21 protein-coding genes and 1 tRNA gene are annotated in these 21,035 nt (G+C 54.8%); 7 read left to right on the forward strand and 15 right to left on the reverse strand.

Annotated features, from left to right (window positions below; all coding sequences use genetic code 11):
- Together ctaA and DS901_RS09380 are read right to left on the reverse strand one after the other, a co-directional pair.
- Nucleotides 1-1,134 (reverse strand): heme A synthase, encoded by a 1,134-nt coding sequence (gene ctaA, locus DS901_RS09375; RefSeq protein ID WP_113776684.1) that lies wholly within the window; start codon nucleotides 1,132-1,134, stop codon nucleotides 1-3.
- Nucleotides 1,135-1,223: 89 nt separating this feature from the next.
- Nucleotides 1,224-1,964, reverse strand: a complete 741-nt coding sequence (locus tag DS901_RS09380) for an RNA methyltransferase (protein ID WP_113776685.1) — start codon at nucleotides 1,962-1,964, stop codon at nucleotides 1,224-1,226.
- Between the two features lie 63 nt (nucleotides 1,965-2,027).
- Here DS901_RS09380 and DS901_RS09385 point away from each other — a divergent pair, with 63 nt between their 5' ends.
- Both DS901_RS09385 and DS901_RS09390 read left to right on the forward strand, forming a co-directional pair.
- Nucleotides 2,028-2,360 carry a TfoX/Sxy family protein gene (locus DS901_RS09385; protein ID WP_113776686.1) on the forward strand — a complete coding sequence of 111 codons (333 nt, stop codon included), beginning with the start codon at nucleotides 2,028-2,030 and terminating at the stop codon, nucleotides 2,358-2,360.
- Nucleotides 2,361-2,420: 60 nt separating this feature from the next.
- Nucleotides 2,421-3,047: a thiamine phosphate synthase gene (locus DS901_RS09390; RefSeq protein WP_113776687.1), complete on the forward strand. Its 627-nt coding sequence runs from the start codon at nucleotides 2,421-2,423 to the stop codon at nucleotides 3,045-3,047.
- Here DS901_RS09390 and DS901_RS09395 read toward each other — a convergent pair.
- From DS901_RS09395 to DS901_RS09405, 3 genes are all read right to left on the reverse strand, one after another.
- Entirely contained in the window at nucleotides 3,024-3,854 is an 831-nt protein-coding gene (locus tag DS901_RS09395) for a lysophospholipid acyltransferase family protein (RefSeq protein ID WP_113776732.1), read from the reverse strand. The two genes, DS901_RS09390 and DS901_RS09395, sit on opposite strands and share 24 nt — an antisense overlap.
- On the reverse strand, nucleotides 3,847-4,623 hold the full coding sequence (locus DS901_RS09400; protein WP_113776688.1) for a GNAT family N-acetyltransferase: 777 nt from the start codon (nucleotides 4,621-4,623) through the stop codon (nucleotides 3,847-3,849). Before DS901_RS09400 ends, DS901_RS09395 begins: the two co-directional genes overlap by 8 nt.
- Nucleotides 4,624-4,722: 99 nt before the next feature.
- Nucleotides 4,723-4,902 carry a DUF3553 domain-containing protein gene (locus DS901_RS09405; protein ID WP_113776689.1) on the reverse strand — a complete coding sequence of 60 codons (180 nt, stop codon included), beginning with the start codon at nucleotides 4,900-4,902 and terminating at the stop codon, nucleotides 4,723-4,725.
- 29 nt (nucleotides 4,903-4,931) lie between these two features.
- Here DS901_RS09405 and DS901_RS09410 point away from each other — a divergent pair, with 29 nt between their 5' ends.
- Nucleotides 4,932-5,522, forward strand: a complete 591-nt coding sequence (locus DS901_RS09410) for a histidine phosphotransferase family protein (protein WP_113776690.1) — start codon at nucleotides 4,932-4,934, stop codon at nucleotides 5,520-5,522.
- Here the strand turns inward: DS901_RS09410 and DS901_RS09415 are convergent.
- The 6 genes from DS901_RS09415 to DS901_RS09440 all read right to left on the reverse strand — a co-directional run bounded on the left by DS901_RS09415 (nucleotide 5,519) and on the right by DS901_RS09440 (nucleotide 10,591).
- Nucleotides 5,519-6,784 carry a glutamate-5-semialdehyde dehydrogenase gene (locus tag DS901_RS09415; protein ID WP_113776691.1) on the reverse strand — a complete coding sequence of 422 codons (1,266 nt, stop codon included), beginning with the start codon at nucleotides 6,782-6,784 and terminating at the stop codon, nucleotides 5,519-5,521. The two genes, DS901_RS09410 and DS901_RS09415, sit on opposite strands and share 4 nt — an antisense overlap.
- 12 nt (nucleotides 6,785-6,796) lie before the next feature.
- Complete coding sequence (gene proB / locus DS901_RS09420) at nucleotides 6,797-7,903, reverse strand: glutamate 5-kinase (RefSeq protein ID WP_113776692.1); 1,107 nt, start codon at nucleotides 7,901-7,903, stop codon at nucleotides 6,797-6,799.
- Nucleotides 7,891-8,937 (reverse strand): GTPase ObgE, encoded by a 1,047-nt coding sequence (gene obgE, locus DS901_RS09425; RefSeq protein WP_113776693.1) that lies wholly within the window; start codon nucleotides 8,935-8,937, stop codon nucleotides 7,891-7,893. Before obgE ends, proB begins: the two co-directional genes overlap by 13 nt.
- A 73-nt stretch (nucleotides 8,938-9,010) precedes the next feature.
- Nucleotides 9,011-9,553, reverse strand: coding sequence for a GNAT family N-acetyltransferase (locus DS901_RS09430; protein ID WP_113776694.1), 543 nt, complete (start codon nucleotides 9,551-9,553; stop codon nucleotides 9,011-9,013).
- Between the two features lie 126 nt (nucleotides 9,554-9,679).
- Complete coding sequence (gene rpmA / locus DS901_RS09435; RefSeq protein ID WP_090197892.1) at nucleotides 9,680-9,949, reverse strand: 50S ribosomal protein L27; 270 nt, start codon at nucleotides 9,947-9,949, stop codon at nucleotides 9,680-9,682.
- A gap of 12 nt (nucleotides 9,950-9,961) precedes the next feature.
- Complete coding sequence (locus tag DS901_RS09440) at nucleotides 9,962-10,591, reverse strand: 50S ribosomal protein L21 (protein ID WP_113776695.1); 630 nt, start codon at nucleotides 10,589-10,591, stop codon at nucleotides 9,962-9,964.
- 187 nt (nucleotides 10,592-10,778) lie between these two features.
- Between DS901_RS09440 and DS901_RS09445 the strand changes: the two genes are divergently transcribed.
- Entirely contained in the window at nucleotides 10,779-11,123 is a 345-nt protein-coding gene (locus DS901_RS09445) for a hypothetical protein (protein ID WP_113776696.1), read from the forward strand.
- Between the two features lie 517 nt (nucleotides 11,124-11,640).
- On the opposite strand, the gene DS901_RS09455 is transcribed toward DS901_RS09445, so the two are convergent.
- The 3 genes from DS901_RS09455 to DS901_RS09470 all read right to left on the reverse strand — a co-directional run bounded on the left by DS901_RS09455 (nucleotide 11,641) and on the right by DS901_RS09470 (nucleotide 13,653).
- Entirely contained in the window at nucleotides 11,641-12,045 is a 405-nt protein-coding gene (locus DS901_RS09455) for a hypothetical protein (RefSeq protein ID WP_113776698.1), read from the reverse strand.
- 537 nt (nucleotides 12,046-12,582) lie between these two features.
- Nucleotides 12,583-12,657 (reverse strand) — tRNA-Asn (locus tag DS901_RS09465).
- 60 nt (nucleotides 12,658-12,717) lie between these two features.
- Nucleotides 12,718-13,653: an MBL fold metallo-hydrolase gene (locus tag DS901_RS09470; RefSeq protein WP_113776700.1), complete on the reverse strand. Its 936-nt coding sequence runs from the start codon at nucleotides 13,651-13,653 to the stop codon at nucleotides 12,718-12,720.
- Nucleotides 13,654-13,697: 44 nt separating this feature from the next.
- Between DS901_RS09470 and DS901_RS09475 the strand changes: the two genes are divergently transcribed.
- The gene (locus tag DS901_RS09475; RefSeq protein ID WP_113776701.1) at nucleotides 13,698-15,017 is read left to right on the forward strand and encodes an ATP-binding protein; all 1,320 of its coding nucleotides are present in this window, start codon (nucleotides 13,698-13,700) and stop codon (nucleotides 15,015-15,017) included.
- 33 nt (nucleotides 15,018-15,050) lie between these two features.
- Here the strand turns inward: DS901_RS09475 and DS901_RS09480 are convergent, their stop codons facing one another.
- Nucleotides 15,051-18,419 carry a transglutaminase family protein gene (locus DS901_RS09480; RefSeq protein ID WP_113776702.1) on the reverse strand — a complete coding sequence of 1,123 codons (3,369 nt, stop codon included), beginning with the start codon at nucleotides 18,417-18,419 and terminating at the stop codon, nucleotides 15,051-15,053.
- 140 nt (nucleotides 18,420-18,559) lie between these two features.
- On the opposite strand from DS901_RS09480, the gene DS901_RS09485 reads away from it, so the two are divergent.
- Both DS901_RS09485 and DS901_RS09490 read left to right on the forward strand, forming a co-directional pair.
- Entirely contained in the window at nucleotides 18,560-19,978 is a 1,419-nt protein-coding gene (locus DS901_RS09485) for a circularly permuted type 2 ATP-grasp protein (RefSeq protein WP_113776703.1), read from the forward strand.
- A complete protein-coding gene (locus DS901_RS09490; RefSeq protein WP_113776704.1) occupies nucleotides 19,971-20,942 on the forward strand; it encodes an alpha-E domain-containing protein in 972 nt (323 codons plus the stop codon). The genes DS901_RS09485 and DS901_RS09490 overlap by 8 nt, the downstream gene beginning before the upstream one ends.
- Nucleotides 20,943-21,035: the final 93 nt, after the last annotated feature.

Consider the following 21,035-nt stretch of genomic DNA (forward strand, 5'->3'; position numbering starts at 1 on the left):
TTAGCCTCGGACAGATTGTGAAATAGGGTATTGTGACAGAAAACGTGCGCGCAGTATCAACATCCACAGAACGATAGCGCCAACTTGATGTACAATCGCGATATGCCACGGGGCAGAGTAGATCACCGTGAAAATGCCCAGAACCATCTGCAAAAACATCATACCTATCACCCCGTGAAAGGCTGCCCGGATCTTACGGTTTGCCGATTTTCGGGCGCGCATGAACACAAACAATCCATAGGCAAACAACAGGTATCCCGCCATCCGGTGCATGAATTGCACCAGCCCATCGTTTTCAAAGAAGTTGCGCCACAGCGGCTCGATATCAAAGGGCTGCGGCGGCAAAAATCCTCCGGCCATCAATGGCCAGTCAGGATATCCGCGCCCAGCGTCGATCCCGGCGACCAGCGCCCCAAGGACAATCTGCACAAAGGCAAAGACGACAAGCGTAGTCGCTAGCCGGACCATCCGCGCATCCGTCGCCCGGCGCGCCTGCATCAAATCGGCCTGCGCGCGCCCTAACCGCAGCGCATAGACCATCAAAAGGCCAAGGATCACAAAGGCGAGCCCAAGATGCGTCGCCAAACGGTACGACGCCACATCAAGCATCCCCGCACCTAGGCCCGATGACACCATCCACCAGCCAATCGCACCCTGCACCCCAATCAGTGCGCCAATGCCAAACAACCGACCCGTCCAGCCAGTCGGGACTTTGCGCAAGCCAACAAATGCCAAAAAGCCGACAGCCCAAACCAGCCCGATCAAGCGACCAAGCTGGCGATGGCCCCATTCCCACCAATAGATGGATTTGAATTCCGACAGCGTCATGCCCTTGTTTTGCAGCTGATATTCAGGGATTTCTTGGTATTTCGCAAACTCAGAGTCCCAGGCTTCTGCATTCATCGGGGGGATGGCACCAGTGACAGGTTTCCATTCGGTAATGGCAAGTCCGCTATCGGTTAAACGGGTCAAACCGCCGACGGCAATCATCACAACAACCATTGCCATCAACGCAAAAAGCCATGCCCGGATCGCGCCGCGCGCACCCTGCCCTGAGCGGTCAATCGCGCCGGGGGCTGCCACCTGTTTGGGGGTGTCGCCGACCTCTTCAAAGATGGAACGTTTTGTCGCCATGATATTGGCCTCCGAAAAAATAGCTTAGATGGAACCTAGGTGCCGTGCAGGCAGGGTGCAAGCAGCCCGTAGGGTGGATCTTGATCCACCTACCCCCGTTCTTTCCAGCGCACCATTTGTCGCATCACCCCATGCAGCATTTGCACGTCCGCGCGGGTCAGCGGCATGCGTGACCACAGGTTGCGCAGGTTCAGCTTCATGTTCGCGGCTTTATGTTCGGGGAAAAAGAAACCCGCCTCATCTAGCCGCTCTTCAAAATGCGCGCCCAGCTTTTCAATCTCGATCTGTTCCGCCCAGCCGGCCATTGCAGAGACAGTGACATCCGGCACAGGCACGGCTTCACGGCGCCATTCATAACCTGTGAGCAAAACACATTGCGCAAGGTTCAGCGACGCAAATTCGGGGTTCACCGGAACCGAAATAATCGCATTGGCGCGCGCGATATCGTCGTTTTCCATTCCCGCACGTTCTGGGCCAAACATCACCGCAACTTTTCCGCCCGCCGCAATCCGCGCGCGGGCGTCCTTCATCGCGGCTTCTGGGGTAAAGACGGGTTTGGTCAGATCACGTGGACGTGCCGTCGTGGCATAGACAAAATCACAATCGCCAATAGCGGAGGGGGTATCATCAAAAAGCTGCGCCTCATCCAGCAAACGCCCGGCCCCGCTTGCCATTACGACAGCCTTTTGATTGGGCCAGCCATCGCGCGGGTCAACAATCCGCATCCGATCAAGCCCGAAATTCCACATCGCACGTGCAGCCGCGCCGATGTTTTCGCCCATCTGTGGACGGATCAAGACAAAAGCAGGCTGTTGGTCAGGGCTTGGCATAGGTCTTCCTTTGATATCGGCTGGCGTGATACGCTGGGTCGTATCACAACGCAAGGAAACCCGATGGCTTACGACGAAGGACATGCAGAATTACTGCGCGAGGATCTTGCGGATGAACTAGGCATTTCCGAGAAGAAGATGTTTGGCGGACTGTGTTTTCTGAAATGTGGCCACATGGTTTGCGGCGTCCACAATGGCGGCGGAATGGCCCGGGTCGGCAAAACAGCCGAGGCACAAGCGCTTGAAATTGATGGGGTTACACCGCTGTCGTTCACCGGACGAAAGATGGGTGGCATGGTCGATGTCGCCGAAGAATTGTTTGCAGATGATGCCCGGCGCACTCAGATTGTCGGCATGGCGCTTGATTATGCGCGCAGCCTGCCGCCGAAAGCATAGCCAAGCAAGGTAATCCCAGATAGAACGCCCAGAACAACGCCTTATTCGAAAGCCGATCCCATGTCAGACGCCCCCGAGCAGCCGCAAATTTACTTGATCACCCCGTCAGAATTTGATTTGTCGACCTATCCCGATCAGCTGGCAGCCTGTTTGGACAGCGCCGAAGTTGCCTGTGTGCGCTTGGCTTTGGGCACAACAGATGAAACACGCATCGCCAAAGCCGCCGACGCGCTTCGCGATGTCACCCACGCGCGTGACGTCGCGCTGGTGATCGATAGCCATATTATGATGGTTGAACGGCTTGGATTAGACGGCGTTCATCTGATGGATGCAGCCAAATCGGTGATCAAAACCCGCAAAGAACTTGGCGAAGACGCAATTGTCGGAACTTTCTGCGGCACTTCCAGCCATGAAGGCATGTCAGCAGGCGAAATGGGCGCTGATTACGTCAGTTTTGGCCCCATTGGGCAGTCACCGCTGGGTGCGGGCGAACAGGCGGGGCTTGATCTGTTTGAATGGTGGTCGATGATGATCGAAGTCCCTGTCGTCGCCGAAGGCGCGCTCGATGCCGATCTGATCCGTGCTTTTGCGCCGCATAGCGATTTCTTCGGCATTGGCGATGAGATTTGGCGCAGTGACGATCCCGCCACGGCGCTCGCCGCATTACGTGTTGCGATGACGGTTTAAGCCAGCGCGCACTGTTTCCTCTAGCGCTTTGGCCATTTTTTTGCGGTCCGCAAACGCGGCCATTTGCACGGGTGGATGGTAGACCGCCGTCACGCCACCTTGCCGTTTTGCGGCCAGTGTCGCCAGCAAATGCGGCCCAAAATCCATATCTCCCCACCAACCGTAAAACCGTGGGTCAGCCCCATCCGGCGCATGATAGATCACGGTCACGGGCTGGATCGCCAGACCATCCCGCAGTTCACTATCAAAGAACGCCGCGAAAAGCGTTGATTTAAAAGGTAAAATTTGCAACCCGTCCGTTGACGTCCCTTCAGGAAAAAACAACAAACGATGCCCAACGGCAAGCCGTTCCTTAAACAATGCGACCTGATCAGGTGCCGCGCCACGCGCACGTCTAATAAACAATGTGCCGGTGGCGCGCGCCAGCCAGCCTATGCCAGGCCAATCTGCGACCTCTGACTTGGCGACAAAATAGATTCGCTTACGCGCATTAAGCGCAAAAATATCAAGCCACGACACATGATTAGCAACAACAGCACCGCCGCCTGTCATCGGTTTCCCGATCGTGGTGAATTTGAGCCCGAGAAGGAAAAGCGCACCGCGGCAAACCCACTGCGTGATATGTGGCGTAACAGGCCGTGCCACACCGCAAAAAAGGCGTTCAAAAAGCCGGATAAAGAGCAAAAACAAAAGCCCGCCAAACACTAATACCACCATCGGAACCGCCCGACACAGGACCCGCAGCCACCCGGCCCAGCCAAGCGGCGTCACGTCCGGGGTATCGTCAGAGGTCCAGGCCTTAGACATTTTGACCGCCACGCACATAGATATCGCGTTGCAATTGCGATACGGCATCTGCCGCCAAAACCATACAAATATCCGTTGTATTAAAGAGCTTATCGACAAAAGCCCCATCGCCCACAGTGCCACCCAATCTCAGATAGGCTTTGATCAGCGCGGGCGTGTCCCGCATGGCGCTGACCCGGTCGATTTGCTCGGGAGGCAAGCGATTCATATCGGCGGCGCTCGGGCCTTTGGCTGTAACACGCAGGGTTTCTGGGGCTAAATGCCGATGGTAAAGCAGGCTTAGCGGGGCCGCGAGCCTGTCGACATCCGTGCCATGAAACGATGCAGCCCCAAACAGCACATCAATTTCGGCCAGCGCAACATAGTCGGCTAATGCCCCCCATAGATGCATCATCGCAGCCCCGCCCCGGTAATCGGGGTGCAAACAAGACCGGCCCAATTCAAGCAGTCGCTTGCCACTTTGACGCAGGACAGTTAGGTCAAATTCGTCTTCGCAATAGAATTGTCCGGCCTGATCGGCCTGCGCTTGGGTCAACAGACGGTATACGCCCACGGTTTGATCATCTGCGGGCCGCGCAAGATCACGCAGCAAAAGGTGATCCGCAAAATCATCAAAACGGTCACATTCAAGCTGTGCTGCATGATCCACCATGTCACCTGCCCCGCCAAGTTCACGAATAAACACAGCATAGCGCAGTTTTTGCGCCGCGCGCAGGTCATCGGGCGATTGCGCGTGTGAAACCTGAAACTGTGGGGAATGTATCGGCATGAATACTTGTAAGCGCCTTTGGCTTTCGCGCTCAGTTTCTACTGCGCCGTTAACGTTTTGACAACCATTGAAGGGCTACCTCTACACAAAGAAGGTTAACTACTGATCCACAATGGCCAAAGCGAGACGCGTTCCATCTACAACGACTTTACCCTGTTCGCGAAAGTTAACCGTGATTTTGCCGCCAATGTTTGACTGCACTTGCCCGGTGCCCCAATCTGGTTGGGCAGGGTTCCGGACAAGCATGCCGGGTTCTAAAATGGCGTTAATGCCGATCATATTTCATTCCTCAAAGGAGAGACCACGCCATGCACCCTGATTTGGCCGCACTTGTTGGCTCGCGCATTTGTCATGACCTTATTAGCCCAATTGGCGCGATCGGCAATGGGATGGAATTATTGGAGCTTACCAGCGGCGATACTGCCCCTGAAATGGCCTTGATCAATGACAGCGTGCATAACGCAAATGCGCGAATTCGACTATTTCGGATCGCCTTTGGGGCCGTTGGGGAAGATCAGCGGGTCAGTAGCACTGAGGTGCAAGACATTCTTAACGCCGTGACCCGTGGCGGGCGGCATCAATTTCATTGGAATATCAGTGGCGACCAGCCCCGACATGTCGTGCGTTTGGCGCTTTTGGTCTTGCTTTGCTTTGAAACGGCCCTACCGATGGGCGGCGAAATCACTGTAACCTGCACAGGCGACGAATGGCTATTTGACGCCCAGGCAAAACGCGTGACTATTGACGCAGAACTATGGGCGTGTTTCAGCGCTGAAGGCAGCACCCATCGGTACACGGCAGCTCAGGTACAGTTTGCATTGCTGCCGTCCGCCTTGGCAGCAGCCGCGCGTAGCCTGAAGTTTGATGCCAGCGAGACACGCCTGACCGCGCAGTTTTAGCTGCGGGTCGTGCCGTCCCCCGTCACCAGATATTTAAAGCTGGTCAATTGCGTTGCGCCTACGGGTCCGCGCGCATGCAGCTTGCCTGTCGCAATCCCAATTTCAGCGCCCATGCCAAATTCACCACCATCGGCAAATTGTGTCGAGGCATTGCGCATCAAAATCGCGCTGTCGAGATCGCGGAAAAACTGGTCCGCAACTTTGTCATCTTCGGCAATAATCGCGTCGGTGTGATTAGATCCAAATTCACGGATATGCGCCACTGCGCCATCGATCCCGTCAACGGGTTTGGCGGCGATGATCATATCCAAGAATTCATGCCCAAAATCGTCGGCTTGCGCTGGAACGGTGCCCGCGGTTTCGGCCAATGCTCCGGCGGCGCGGACCTCTACCCCCGCAGCTAGTAGATCGCGCGTCAGAATATCGCCGTGTTGATCGAGAAACGCCTGATCCACCAACAGACATTCCGCCGAGCCACAAATTCCCGTCCGGCGGGTTTTCGCATTCAGCAAGACGGCGCGGGCCTTTTCTAAATCGGCGCTGGCATCGACATAGATATGACAAATCCCTTCAAGATGCGCAAAGACGGGAACACGCGCTTCGCGTTGCACCAATCCGACCAAACCTTTCCCGCCGCGCGGCACAATAACGTCAATGTAATCAGTGGCTTGCAGCATCGCAGACACCGCAGCGCGGTCGCGCGTTGGGATCAGTTGAATGGATGTTTCTGGCAGGCCAGCGGCCTTTAGCCCCGCCACCAAACAAGCGTGAATGGCTTGGCTAGAATGAAATCCTTCAGAGCCGCCGCGCAAGATAACCGCGTTGCCAGATTTTAGACAAAGTGCCCCTGCATCGGCAGTCACATTTGGCCGGCTTTCATAGACTACGCCGATCACGCCAATAGGCGTGCGCACACGTTTGATATTCAGGCCAGTTGGTTGTGTCCATTCTTCGGTGACCGCGCCGATGGGGTCATCTTGGGCAGAAACAGCGCGCAAACCGCTCACGATGCTGTCGATCCGATCCTCATCAAGCATCAGCCGGTCCATCATCGCAGGCGACAGCCCTTTATCCGCACCAAATGCCATGTCTTTCTTGTTGGCCGCGATAATCTGGGCACGTTGGTCCCATACGGCATCAGCCGCCGTCGCTAGCGCGCACGCCTTTGCCTCAGCGGTCGCGGTCGCCAGCGCAGTCGCCGCCGCGCGCGCGCCTTGGCCGATCTGTGTCATCATCGCTTCAATTTCGGTCGCATCATTCATCTTGCTGGCCTCTCAAAGCACCATATCATCGCGGTGTACCAATGCAGCGCGGCCTTCATAGCCCAACACTGCGGTCATTTCGTCGGACCTGCGGCCCATAATCAAACGTGTTTCAGCCGCCGTATAGCGGGTGAGCCCCTGTCCAAGTTGGGTGCCTTGTGCGTCTAAAATCGCAACGACATCGCCCCGGCCAAACTGGCCAGCGACACCACAAATGCCGGCGGGCAGCAGGCTCTTGCCGCAGATCAGCGCGGATTTCGCCCCAGCATCAATCGTCACCGAACCTGCCGGTTTCATCGATGCAATCCAGCGTTTACGGGCGGCTTGCGGGTCGGTCTGCGCGGCGAACCATGTGGTGCGCGCCCCGGCTTCAAGTGCGGCAAGCGGGCTGTTTTCAGTGCCAAGGGCAATCGCCATCGCACAGCCCGCCTCGGTCGCCATGCGGGCAGCCATGATTTTTGTGATCATCCCGCCTTTGGACAAACCCGACCCAACATCGCCAGCCATATCTTCTATTTCTGGTGTTATTTTGTCAACTATATCAATATGTTTTGCGTCGCTGCTGACGCGTGGATTGGCCGTATATAGCCCATCCACATCCGACAAGAGGATCAATTGATCTGCGCCAATTGTAACCGCAACCTGCGCTGCAAGCCGATCATTATCACCGTATCGGATTTCATCCGTCGCGATCGTATCGTTTTCATTCACGATCGGCGTCACACCCAATGACAGCATGGTTTCCATCGTCGCACGACTGTTCAAATAGCGGCGGCGATCATGAGAATCTTCAAGAGTAACAAGCACTTGACCGGCGATAATCGCGTGCTCCGCGAGCGCCCCTTCGTAAGCGCGGGCCAGACGGATTTGGCCAACAGCGGCAGCGGCTTGCGATTGTTCAAGCGGCAGTGCGGACGCTGGCAAGTCCAAAACGCCCCGCCCAAGCGCGATTGACCCCGAAGAAACCAGTACCACATCGGTGCCACGAGCGCGGATCCGCGCGACATCAGCGGCAAGTGACGTGAGCCATGATTGACGCAGCGCGCCCGTCTCCGCATCAACAAGCAGAGCCGAACCAATTTTGACAACCAGTCTTTTTGCGCCGGTTAAGGCTGCCATGGGGCGTCCTCCACCGTTTCCTCCGCAGCTTTACGGTGACGTAGACGGTTGTCGTCGATTTCAGCACGCAGCGCGCGCAGCACATCGGGAATACCTTCTTGGCTCACGCCCGACATCATTAGAACAGGGCCAACGGCCACCGCCGCGATCTCATCACGCAAGAACGTGCGTTCTTCGTCATCAAGTGCGTCAATTTTGTTCAACACGGTAATCCGTGGTTTAGTTGCTAGCTCACCACCGTAAGCTTCCAACTCGCCAATAATCGTGGTCAGATCGCCTGCCGGATCACCAGAGGTGCCATCAACCAAATGCAAAAGCACGGCGCAGCGTTCCACGTGGCTTAGGAATGTATCGCCCAGACCACGACCCTCAGAAGCGCCAGCGATCAATCCGGGGATGTCAGCGACTACAAATTCAACCTCGTCAATGCCAACAACACCAAGGTTTGGGATCAGTGTGGTGAACGGGTAATCTGCGACCTTAGGGCGTGCGTTTGATGTGGCCGCCAGAAATGTTGATTTACCCGCGTTTGGCATGCCTAGCAAACCAACATCAGCAATCAGTTTCAAACGTAGCCAAATCGTGCGTTCAATACATTCTTGCCCCGGATTGGACCGGCGTGGCGCTTGGTTCGTGGCAGATTTGAAATGCAGGTTGCCCCAGCCACCGTTACCGCCCTTGGCGATCACAATCCGCTGACCGACTTCGGTCAGGTCGGCGATGACGGTTTCTTCGTCTTCATCAATGATTTCGGTGCCAACGGGGACGCGCAGTACTTTGTCTTCGCCGTCTTTCCCGGTGCGTTGGCTGCCCATCCCGTGCTGGCCATTGCCCGCAAAGAAATGCTGCTGATAACGAAAATCAATCAAGGTGTTCAGACCATCGACGACTTCGACGATGACATCGCCGCCGCAGCCGCCGTCACCACCGTCGGGCCCGCCGTATTCGATGAATTTTTCGCGCCGGAAAGAAATACAGCCGCCGCCACCGGCACCGGACCGGATATAGACCTTGGCGAGATCAAGAAATTTCATGAGTTTTTGCTTTCCGCGCTATTCAGATGTGGCGATAGTCTATTGCGCGCGCCACCTCAAGGCGCGCGCCACGCTATGCGCCCATTTTCAGCGTGTAAGTCCATGTTGATACGGTTGCGTTGCGCGCAACAGAGAATGCCTCAGCATCCCCAAGATAGTCAAAGCCGCAATTGGTCAACACACGGGCCGAACCCGGATTGTCCTGAAATGCTTCGGCGAAAATGGTTTTCGAATGATGCGGATTGGCGGCAATCAGTGCGCGCACCGCTTCTGAGGCCAGCCCAGTGTTCCAAAAGGCAGGCGCAATCCAATAGAAGATTTCAGACTGGTTGCGGTCCATGCGTTCAAGACTGATGAGCCCCAAGGCCTCGGCATGGCCCTGTGCTGATCCGTCGATGACCCAGATGTCTTCGGTCCGGTGGGCAGCACCTGCCCGGTCGATCATCGCTTCGATCGTGCCGGGTGGCAGCGGATGTGGAATGCTGCGTGTGCCACGCGCAACGCGTTCATCGCCCGCATACATCGCGATCAATCCTGCATCGGATTTACGACATGGCCGCAGCACGAAACGCGCGGCGGTTATTGTCTCTTGAACTGTAATCTCTTCGTGAATCACTGTTTTCCCTCCTCGAAAACACGACCATCATCAGCACGTCTAAATTGATATAGTGGCAAGAGTATGAACGAAAAAGGGGACCGGCTCTCGCCGATCCCCCTAAAATTCAACCTTAAGGTATTCGGCTTATTCAGCGGCCTCCGCCACGGGAAGAACCGAAATAAAGGTACGGCCCTTCAGGCCTTTGTGGAACTGTACGTTGCCTTCGACGGTTGCAAAGATTGTGTGATCTTTGCCCATGCCAACGCCCATGCCCGGCCACATCTTTGTGCCGCGCTGACGCATGATGATGTTGCCAGGAATGACAACTTCGCCACCGAATTTTTTCACGCCAAGGCGACGACCAGCTGAGTCGCGCCCGTTACGGGATGAACCGCCTGCTTTTTTATGTGCCATTGGTGTCTCTCCTTAGCCTTTTGCCAGCTCAACCGCTTGCGCGATCCAGCCTTCACGTTCGATGCGGCCTTTGAAAGACAGTTTTTCGTCCATCGCAGCTACATCTTCGGGTGTCCATGCTGCGATCTGTGCGAATGTTGTCACATCAGCCGCGTGCAATTTTTTCTCAAGTGCGGGGCCAACACCGGACAATTGTTTCAAATCGTCAGAACCGGCTGCCGCTGGGGCTGCCTTAGGTGCCGCAGCTTTCTTAGGCGCCGTTTTTTTTGCAGCAGGTGCAGCAGCAACAGCTGATCCCGCGCCGTTTACAGCAGCTTTAACACCAGATGCGTCTGCGCCTCTTTCAAGGATATCGCCGATGCGCACCAATGTCAGTTGCTGACGGTGGCCTTTTTTACGCGCCGAAGAGTGCTTACGACGACGTTTTACGAAATTGATCGTCTTTGGACCTTTGATTTGGTCGATGACTTCGGCTTGAACGCCAGCATCTGCAACCAAAGGCGCGCCAACAGTGGCGCCAACCATCAGAATCTCGTTGAATTGAACTGTTTCGCCAGCGGTCGCCGCCAGCTTTTCTACGCGGAGCACGTCGCCAGAAGCGACTTTGTACTGCTTGCCGCCGGTTTTCAAAACCGCAAACATATGATCTTCCTTCGTTTTTCGCGTCTCTGAGGCCCCGGATTGTTCCGGCGTTGGTGGCTAAAGCCGCCTGTAAACAGCGCGCCCAATGGGCGTAATTTTACCTACACCCGCACAAAACACTTGTACGGATGGCGGCTTATCTGACCAATACCCTTACAAGTCAACCCATAGAACGGGCGAAAACACGATGAAACGCAGTCTGATTGCCCTTACCATCCTGTGCGGATGTAGCACAGAGGCAAATCACATTGGCAACCCGTTGCTGCTGCCGTTTTCCGCGATCAGCACCGGGATCGGCAATGCCGCCTATAATCAGCGCCGGGGTCAGGTCGAAGTTTACGTGAAATCCAACCACACAGCAATCATGATGGATATTGTAAATGGTGGCGGCGATCATATCACCCGCGCAATGGATATCGCGGGGATCGCGACAGAAGACCGCCCTGCCCGGCTGATCCAACTACGCAGCGATCAAGCGCTTTATCAAACAAGCCCCGAGGCCTTGATCACAGCTTTGATGGTCTATTCTTAATACGTTCGGATCATGGGACATTAGGTCCGTCCTCACGTTGGTTAGAACAGCAATCACTCCACGAGGGCCAGGGCTTGCACCCACAATCTACTCAGAGAGTTTGTTGCCCAAAACCTCATCAATGAATTCACAGCCTTCTGCACCGCGCGCATGAACGCACGTCAGTTGCCGCGCTGCTGTATTGTAAATTTTTGTTCCGTTAAGGATGATGCTGTATTCATCGTCTTCGTTCCCATTTTGATGATACCTGACTCTGAAAAGCCACAGGTCAGCTCCAGCTTCATAGTTTTGGGAAGAGTAGTGTATGTTACCGCACACTTTAGACAATATTGCTGTCGCGCAGTTGTCCAACATACACAAATCTACTGCTCTAGTGTCGTTGCCAAGAGTAACTGTTCCGGCATCAATACAGGCAGAGTTTCCTATTGTACCCTGCGATAGTAGGAACATCGTTGATCCGACGAGTGCGTTAAACCTGTTACGCTTCGCATAAACGTTCATCGGTGCCCACCTATACTTAGAAGTTCGCGTAGGCGGAATCGCGTTGTGCGACGAGGTCCCAGAAGGCTTTGGATTTGGCGATCTCTGCCGCCATATCCGCAGGAATGCCGCGTGCGATCATCCGTTGGTAAAGCGTTTCGGGGTAGCCCGGAGTCACGGATGGGACGCTGACCATTGGGTTGATGTCAGCGGAGCGCGCGCGGGCTTCTACGGGGCAATCTTTGGTCGGGTTGCCGTTGGCGGACAGGCTGTCCGCTTCGAGCTTGGCCACAGCCGCGTAATAAATGGCACATTCGCTCATGACTAAGGCCTGCTGGCGCGGATCATCAAGCGGCAGATTGTCTTCGACCACAATCGGTGGGGTTTGATCGCAAGCAGCCAAAAAACCACATGTAAGAACGACAAATTTAATGGGTGACATGGTCAATTCCTTCGATATTCAGTTGCAGCGTAGCATAAGCCCAATTGTGCGAAAGCCAAGACTGGACGCGTTAGAAAACCCACCTAACCCGCGAAAACCACGGGAATTTCTCTTGCACAGGGGATACGATCCTATTTGCTGACGCCGTCAAGGAGAGGTGCCAGAGTGGTCGAACCGGGCGTTCTCGAAAACCGTTGTAGGTGCAAGCCCAACCAGTGTTCGTATCCATGTCACTCTCCTCGCGCAGCAAGCGGACTTCTTTGCGAGGGCGTTCATTTTCTTTCTCAACGTCTTCGTACGGGCTGTACATCAGATCACCGTGTTGATGCTTCTGAACCCATTTGTTCAACGTCGAGACTCGTCTGTGTATCTCGTCGCCTTCATAGCAAACATTGCTCGAAAGAGAGCAGAACTAAACCGGGGCAAGTCCACAAATGTGGTATCGGGGCGGGAACGCAATATCTTTTATTCGGTTGAAATCCATTGACGGCATAAAAGCAAAAAAGCCTTCAAGCTATTGAGCTTGAAGGCTTATTATGGCTCCGACGGTAGGGGTCGAACCTACGACCAATTGATTAACAGTCAACTGCTCTACCACTGAGCTACGTCGGAACATCTGCGGGCCGTATAGCAATGCGTATTCCCGGCGTCCAGAGGTTTTGTGCGTTTTTTTTACATTCCTGTGACGGGCAATTCAGCCGCATCATTTATCTGAAATTTTGCGTCAAATCCGATGTTTGGGGTCGCAAAAACGACATGCCGCTGACAGAGATCAATCAGATGCGCAAAGACATTTCGCTGTGCTGCTGGCAGTAGCCCGGGCGAAAGGTCGCGGTAGATCGATTCTGTCAGGGAGGGAATCTTCGCTGCGCCCTGCCTTAACGCGGAAAGAATTTGCGCTTCTCGGTCTTGGCGATGGGTCATGAGCCACGCGAGCCGTTCTTCCGGTTGGGACACTGCCGCTCCGTGGCCCGGAAAATATCGTACTGCAGGGATATCTTGCAGCTTGCGACATGACTGCATGAATGCTGTCAAATCCCCATCGGGTGGTGAGATCAGCGATGTCGACCAGCCCATGATGTGATCGCCCGTAAATATATCATCGCCCCATGCAAAGCACAGGTGGTTCGCCATATGGCCCGGCGTGTGGATCGCGGTTATCTCTCCCCACGGGCCGTTGATCTTGGCGCCGTCAGCCAGATAGGCATCGGGTCGAAACCCCTTGTCTACGCCTTCTCCACCTTGCGTCATTCCCGCGGCAACAAGGGCGGTCATGATATCGCTGCGCCCGGCCTCACTATCGCCAAATCCAGCGATTGGCACCCCGGTTTGTTTGGCCAGCGCCATACAAAGCCCTGAATGATCTAAATGGCTGTGCGTAACCAAGATATGTGCGACCCTGCGGCCATCCAACGCTTGCAGTAATGCGTTGAGATGCGCTGGATCATCGGGGCCGGGATCAATCACTACGACGTCGTTTTCACCCAGAATATAAGTATTTGTGCCCCAATAGGTCATAGGCGATGCATTGGGGGCTAACATCCGTTGCAGCCCCGGTCGCAGCTGTTCGGCGATGCCAATAGGCGGCATTTTTTCGCGATGCGTCATATTCTGCGCTTTCCGTTTAAAGGTGATAACGGTACCCTTGCCCCATGATTTTCCGTTGGCTCAAAACCTATATGCCGCGCGGCATCTATGCGCGCGCTGCCCTGATCTTGATTTTGCCAGTTTTGCTACTGCAATTGTTGATTTCCGTCGTCTTTATTCAGCGCCACTTTGAAGGCGTAACACAGTTAATGACAAGCGCAGAAATTATCGACCTCGACTATATGATTGAAAGTGTGAACGCCGCGCCTGATATTGAGGCGGCGGGTGAGGTTGCTGGCCGTATTGGCATGGCCCTGCAAATTGCTGCCGTGTTTTCCGCCAATGATATCCCGTCACAAGACCAAATACCCTTTGTTGATCTCACCGGAAGTTCGGTCATCGCGACGCTGCGGAACCGCATTGATCCGATTTTAGCAGTATCACTGGCGGATCGCCGCGTCGTGGTCATATGGATTGAAACGCGGCACGGGCCGCTGCGGTTCGAGTTTAGCAGGCGGCGGGTGTCTGCCTCAAACCCGCACCAACTACTGGTAATCATGGTTGTGATGGGCGCATTTATGACTGCGATTGCATTTATCTTTTTACGCAACCAGCTCCGCCCGATCAAACGCATGGCAAAAGTCGCGACCGATTATGGGCGTGGACGGATCACCAATTTCACCCCCACCGGCGCCGTTGAAGTGCGCGCGGCGGGGACGGCATTTCTTGATATGCGCAACCGGCTAGAACGCCAAATCCAAAGTCGCACCTTGATGCTTTCGGGGGTCAGTCATGATTTGCGCACCCCGCTCACGCGTATGCGGCTTGGCCTGTCGTTCTTAGACGAAGAAGACGCCGCACCGCTGATTGAAGATGTCGACGAGATGCAGCGCCTATTGGATGCGTTTTTGGACTTTGCGCGCAGTGATGCCAGTGACGAAATCGCGCATACAGCGCCGGGTGACATCGTGCGCGGTGTGCTTGCCAGTCACAAACGCATGGGCGATGCGCTGACCCTTGACCGCATCGAAGGCGGCGATATCCCCGTTCCGCTGCGCCCAACCGCAATCCGGCGTGCCTTGGATAATCTTGTGGGCAACGCCCTGCGCTATGGCGATCGCGCACAAATCGGCGTGAGCGTCACAGATCGCGCAGTCCGGTTTTGGGTCGCTGACGATGGCCCCGGCATTCCGCCTGAACAATATGACAACGCGATGAGCCCCTTTGTTCGGCTTGACCCTGCCCGCAACCAGGACAAAGGCAGTGGCGTAGGTTTGGGCCTTTCGATTGTTGCCGATATTGCACGCACCCATGGCGGTGTCCTACGGCTAAGCCGTTGTGAAAACCTTGGCGGGCTGAAGGCCGAATTGGTCATCGGTAGGTAGCGGGGTATGGGGCCGCTTCCACGGCCCCTAAAGTCAGGTAAACCGTAGATCCAACGTCCAAAACTGATGCGTGTTCTCGCGCGGGCGGATCGGCGTGAAGCGTTCTGGCGTGTGCTGCCCGGGTACGAAACGTACACGGCGTCTGCCTTCGGCCTCGAGCTCATTCACGGGACGGGTTTCATGTGCCCGCCCGCCTTGGTGCGCGACATGATAGGTCAGCCCGCCAACAGAGCGCCCAATCGTTTTATCATAAAGATCGAACACAAGCGGCGCATGAGCCGGAATTGTCGGATGCAGCGATGACCAAGGTTGCCAACTGCGGAACCGAATCCCCGCCCCGCGCATGTCAGCCCCGTAATCACGTAAGGGCACTTCGACCTGATTACAGGTCAAAATATAGCGATCAGACCATTGGCCCGCGACAGTAATCTCAACACGCTCAAGGGAGCTATCGACATAGCGCGACGTACCGCCGGCGCTGCTTTCTTCGCCCAAGACCAGCCAAGGCTCGATTGCATTGCGCAGGCTGAGGGTAAGCCCTTCGACCTCGGTGGTGCCGACTTCGGGGAAGCGGAATTCAAACTGCGCATCATACCAATCAGGGCGGAACTCAAACCCGTGGGCCTGCGTCAGATCAGCAAGCACCTCTTGGAAATCATCCCAAACATGATGCGGCAATAGGTGCTTATCATGCAGATCGCTGTCCCAATCGATCAGCGGTTCTGTATAGGGCGTGTCCCAGAACCACGCCAAAAGCGCGCGAATGATCAGCCCCTGCGCCATCGACATTTGCCAATGCGGCGGCATTTCAAACCCGCGAAACTCCACCAGCCCCAAACGCCCTGTTGGGCTATCGGGAGAGAACATTTTGTCGATACAGATTTCTGCGCGGTGCGTATTGCCGGTCAAATCCGTCAGCAAATGCCGCAAGATCCGGTCAGACAACCAAGGGAACCCCTGCCCGCTGTCTTGCATCCGCTGCAATTCTGAAAGCGCGATTTCCATTTCATAGACATTGCCAGACCTGCCTTCGTCAAATCGCGGCGCCTGCGATGTGGGCCCAATAAAAGTGCCCGAAAACAGATAGGAAAGCGACGGGTGCCGCTGCCAATAGCGCACGACAGAGGCCGCAAGATCAGGGCGGCGCAAAAACGGGCTGTCGGCAGCAGTTTGCCCGCCAACAACGATATGATTGCCCCCGCCAGAGCCGGTCAACCGCCCATCAACCATGAAGGTAAAACTGTCCAATTCGCATTGGCGCGCTTCTTCATACAGCGCCTCTGTAATGTCGCGCAGCCCATTCCAATTGCTGGCCGGGTGAATGTTGATCTCGATCACGCCGGGATCTGGGGTGACGCGAATGACGTTGATTGACGGATCACGTGGTGGTTCGTAACCTTCGATCCGCACGGTCAGCCCCATGTCTTTGGCGGTATCTTCGGCGGCTTCGACCAGATCAAGATATTCATCAGCTGATCCAGTGGGCGGCATAAAGACGTGCAAAATCCCTGCGCGGACTTCAACAGTCAGCGCGGTGCGGATGGGTGTGCCTTCTTCCCAGAACGTCTGACCACCCGCTATCCAGTCGTCAGAGCTGCCGACGTCGCGCAACCAATGATTTGCGTCATAATCTTGTGCCGGCCCGGTCGCGCCACCAGATGCGGCCTGCATAACCTGCCGCGCGGGCAGCGGTGGGCGTCGTGTCATCGGATCGCGGACAAACGGTTTATCCACGCGGTGGCGTTTCCCTTGTTTGTTGCGTTCATTCTTGCGCAATGTTGCAAGCGGCAAACGCAGCCCTGCGGGGCTATCGCCGGGCGTCAAAAACAGCTTACCGCGCCGCGTCGTCCAGCGTTCAGACGCCCATTTGAACCGACGATGCGACGATGCCTTTGCCTGCGCAAGTTGTAGCGGGATCGCAAAGCTAGATGGTTTATCTAAGCCATTGTTCATCATACGGATAAGACGCGCACGTTCTTGCGGGTCTGACAATTCACTGTCTTCGGCGGTCACATTTTCAGGTAAAAGCGCCTCTGTCCCCATGAAATGCAGCGGATCTTCGTAGATTTCATGAACATACTCATCATCGAACCCAAGGTTCTCTGCGAGCTTTGACGCAAAATCGCTGGCTGTTTCCGATGTGGCGGTGCCTGTGCCCTCTTTCGCGATCAAATCAACATCAGACCAAAGCGGTAGCCCGTCGCCGCGCCAAATGATCGAATAGGCCCATCGCGGCAATGCTTCGCCGGGATACCACTTGCCTTGTCCGTGGTGCAAAATACCATGCGGCGCGAACCGTTTGTGCAAACGACGCAGTAATTCATCGGCGTGTTGTTGTTTGGTCGGGCCGACCGCATCCGTTGTCCATTCAGCCCCATCACGATCATGCGCCGATATAAAGGTCGGCTCGCCCCCCATGGTCAGCCGCATATCTTGCGCCTTGAGCTTGGTCTCAATGGTTTGGCCCGCCTGGTCGATTTCAGACCATTGATCCGGCGACAAAGGCCGCGTGACACGTGGGGGCTCTGCAATCCGTTGCACAGACATTTCAAAGCCGAACGTAACTTCGGCCATGTCGTGTGCGCCGGTAATCGCAGCAGCCGAACTTGGCTCAGGCGTGCAAGCCACGGGAATATGGCCTTCACTCGCAAACAGCCCTGACGTCGGATCCATTCCGACCCAGCCCGCGCCGGGCAGGTACACCTCTGTCCAGGCGTGCAGGTCGGTGAAATCTTCGGTTGGGCCGGACGGTCCCGAAATCGGTTTTTGGTCTGCAGTTAACTGGATCAGGTAGCCCGACACAAATCGCGCCGCATAGCCAAGGCTCCGAAACAGCGCGACCAACAACCATGCGCTATCACGGCATGACCCAAGCGCCTTCTTGATCGTTTCAGTTGGCGATTGCACGCCCGGTTCCATACGAATGGTATAGGCGACCGCATCAGCTACATATTGATTGATCGCCACCAACCAGTTGTTTGTCTGGCCCGTTTGAGGCGGCGCATTTGCCACGAATTCATCAAATATTGCCCCGCGCGCGATTTTTTTAAGGTACGGGCGCAAATCACGGGCCAACGCTTTATCATACAAAAACGGCACTTCTTCGGCGCTGGCATCAAGAAAGAAGTCAAATGGGTTAATCGCCACCATATCCGCAACCAGATCAACGGTCACCGATAGTTCACGCGTGGGTTCGGTAAACACGGTCCGGGCCTGCCAGTTTGAAAATGCGTCTTGCTGCCAGTTCAAGAAATGCGTTTTTGGCTCTACCGTTAGACTATAACTCAGGATCGGTGTGCGCGTATGCGGGGTTGGGCGAAGCCGAACAATATGCGGTGCGAGGGTGACCAATCGATCATAAGTGTAGGTTGTTTTATGTGAAAGTGCCACTTTTATAGACATGTGTGAACTATTTCCTCGCTAAACGCCGCAATGGGCTTGGTTTCGACTATTAGATGTTATTTCCTGAACGATGAAAACAGTTAGGCGCTTTTCCAAGCCGCAACAAAGGTCAAATGCACAAAAAAACGTCAGGAAGTAGTATGTATAATGAGATGTTTCGCGGATCGGGCCTGCGTGACGAATACGCAGTGATCGATGCGTGGTTAAAAAAACACGGTCCAACGGCGCTTTTGGATCGTCAGGCAGAAGCCGAAGAAATGTTCCGCCGCATCGGCATTACTTTCGCCGTTTATACCGAAGGCAGCGATCCTGACAGACTGATCCCATTTGATATGGTGCCGCGTGTTTTCAATGAAAAAGAATGGTCAATTGTCGAACGCGGGTCGATCCAGCGCGCCAAAGCACTGAACTGCTTTATTGCCGACGTGTACGGCGACCGGAATATCGTGAAAGAAGGGATCATGCCCGAAGCGATGATCCTCAACAATCCTGCCTATATTAAACAGATGAATGGCTACCGCCCGCCCAACGATATTTGGTCGCATATCATTGGTGTTGATATTGTCCGCACCGAGGAAGACAAATTCTTTGTTCTCGAAGACAATTGCCGCACCCCTTCGGGCGTCTCTTATGTATTGCAGAACCGCGAGGTGATGCATCGCATGTTCCCTGACCTTTTCGAAGGTGGGCGCGTGCGTCCTGTCGATGGCTACGGCGAACTATTAGCGGCGGCGATGCAGGATTGTGCACCTGCAAACTGCCCCGGCAAACCCACCCTCGCGCTCTTGACCCCCGGACAATATAACTCAGCCTATTACGAACACTACTTTTTGGCCGACCTTATGGGGATTGATCTGGTCGAAGGGTCAGATTTGTTCGTTGATAATGACATTGTATATATGCGCACAACAAACGGCCCCCAACGTGTGGACGTGCTGTATCGCAGGCTGGACGATGAATTTATGGACCCCGAGGTGTTCTTTGAGGGCAGCACTCTTGGTGTACCTGGAATTATTCGCGCGATGAAAGCGGGCAATCTCACAATGGTTAATGCTCCAGGCACAGGCATCGCCGATGATAAATCTGTCTATACCTATGTCCCTGAAATGATCCGGTTCTATCTGAACGAGGAGCCGATCATCGAAAACGTAACCACATATTGTTGCGAACGCCCGGATGAGCTAGCCTATGTTCTGGAACATTTATCAGAACTCGTCGTTAAAGAGGTCCACGGGTCAGGTGGCTACGGGATGCTGATCGGCCCAACGTCAACGGCCGCGCAAGTCGAAGAATTTCGCGCCAAACTTATCGCGCGTCCCAACAACTATATTGCACAACCGACGCTCGCATTGTCGACATCGCCGATCTTGACGCCTGACGGTATGTCGCCGCGCCATGTTGACCTGCGGCCATTTGTGATTTCGGGCAACCAAACATCGCTTATTCCAAGCGGGTTAACCCGTGTTGCCCTGCAAGACGGATCGCTCGTGGTGAATTCAAGCCAAGGCGGTGGCGTCAAAGATACATGGGTATTATCAGATCGGACATCACATGCTTAGTCGGACCGCAGAAGGGCTTTTTTGGATGTCGCGCTATGTGGAGCGCATGGATAACACAGCGCGGCTTTTAGATGCCGGGCGCAGGTTGGACGCATTACCTCGTCAAGATGGGGCCACATCGAGCGAATGGACATCAATCGTGATCGCATCGGGATGTTCGGACAGCTTTCCAGACGATCCGGAATCCGCAACATCAACCACGGTCCGTGAACATCTTGTCCGCGACGAAACAAACCCATCGTCCATCGTGTCTTGTATTCTTGCAGCACGACAAAATGCCAAAGCCGTGCGCCCGTCACTGACCTCTGAAGTTTGGGAAGCGATCAACCAGACACAATCAGAGTTGAAAAAACATCTTCACAACGAATTTGACCGCAAAAACCTGAACGCATTTTTAGACTGGGCACATGGCCGGGCCGCGTTGATCATCGGGTCGGTCTTAGGCACAATGATGCGCGATGATCGCTATGGGTTTGTGCAAATCGGGAAATGGTTTGAACGGGCTGACGCGACGGCGCGCCTCTTGGATGTCAAATACCATGTTCTTCTACCCAAAGTCGCCGATGTCGGTGGTGGGTTCGATTATCTGCAATGGCTTCAAATTTTGCGAGCTGCCAATTCTGCGACAGCATTTCGGCACGCCTATGGGCGTAGCCCAGATGCAGAAGGTGTGGTTGATCTTTTGGTGCTCAACCCACAAAGCCCAAGATCCTTACGGACCGCACTCGAACAACTCGACTTTGAATTGACGTCATTAACCAAAGGCAATGTAGGGCTTCAGCAAAAGTTGCTGGCCCAGGTTAAATTGCAAAGTCGGGCGATTGATCAACTTGCACTCGAAGATATTTTTGCCCGTGGGTTACACGAATGGTTAACAAACTTTATATTGGAAACCAATAACTTAGCGCGCATGACAGCTGTGGCGTTCGGGTTTGGCGCGATCCCGGAGCCTGACGCTTCATAAAAAATTTGTGAATTCGTTGTATCGTTTACATCGATCAACTTGCGACACGTGTCCAGATGCCTCATAGAACGGCTCTGAACGTTTCTCTACTGG

It is taken from the genome of Loktanella sp. D2R18, assembly GCF_003318235.1.
Classification (GTDB): Bacteria; Pseudomonadota; Alphaproteobacteria; order Rhodobacterales; family Rhodobacteraceae; genus Yoonia.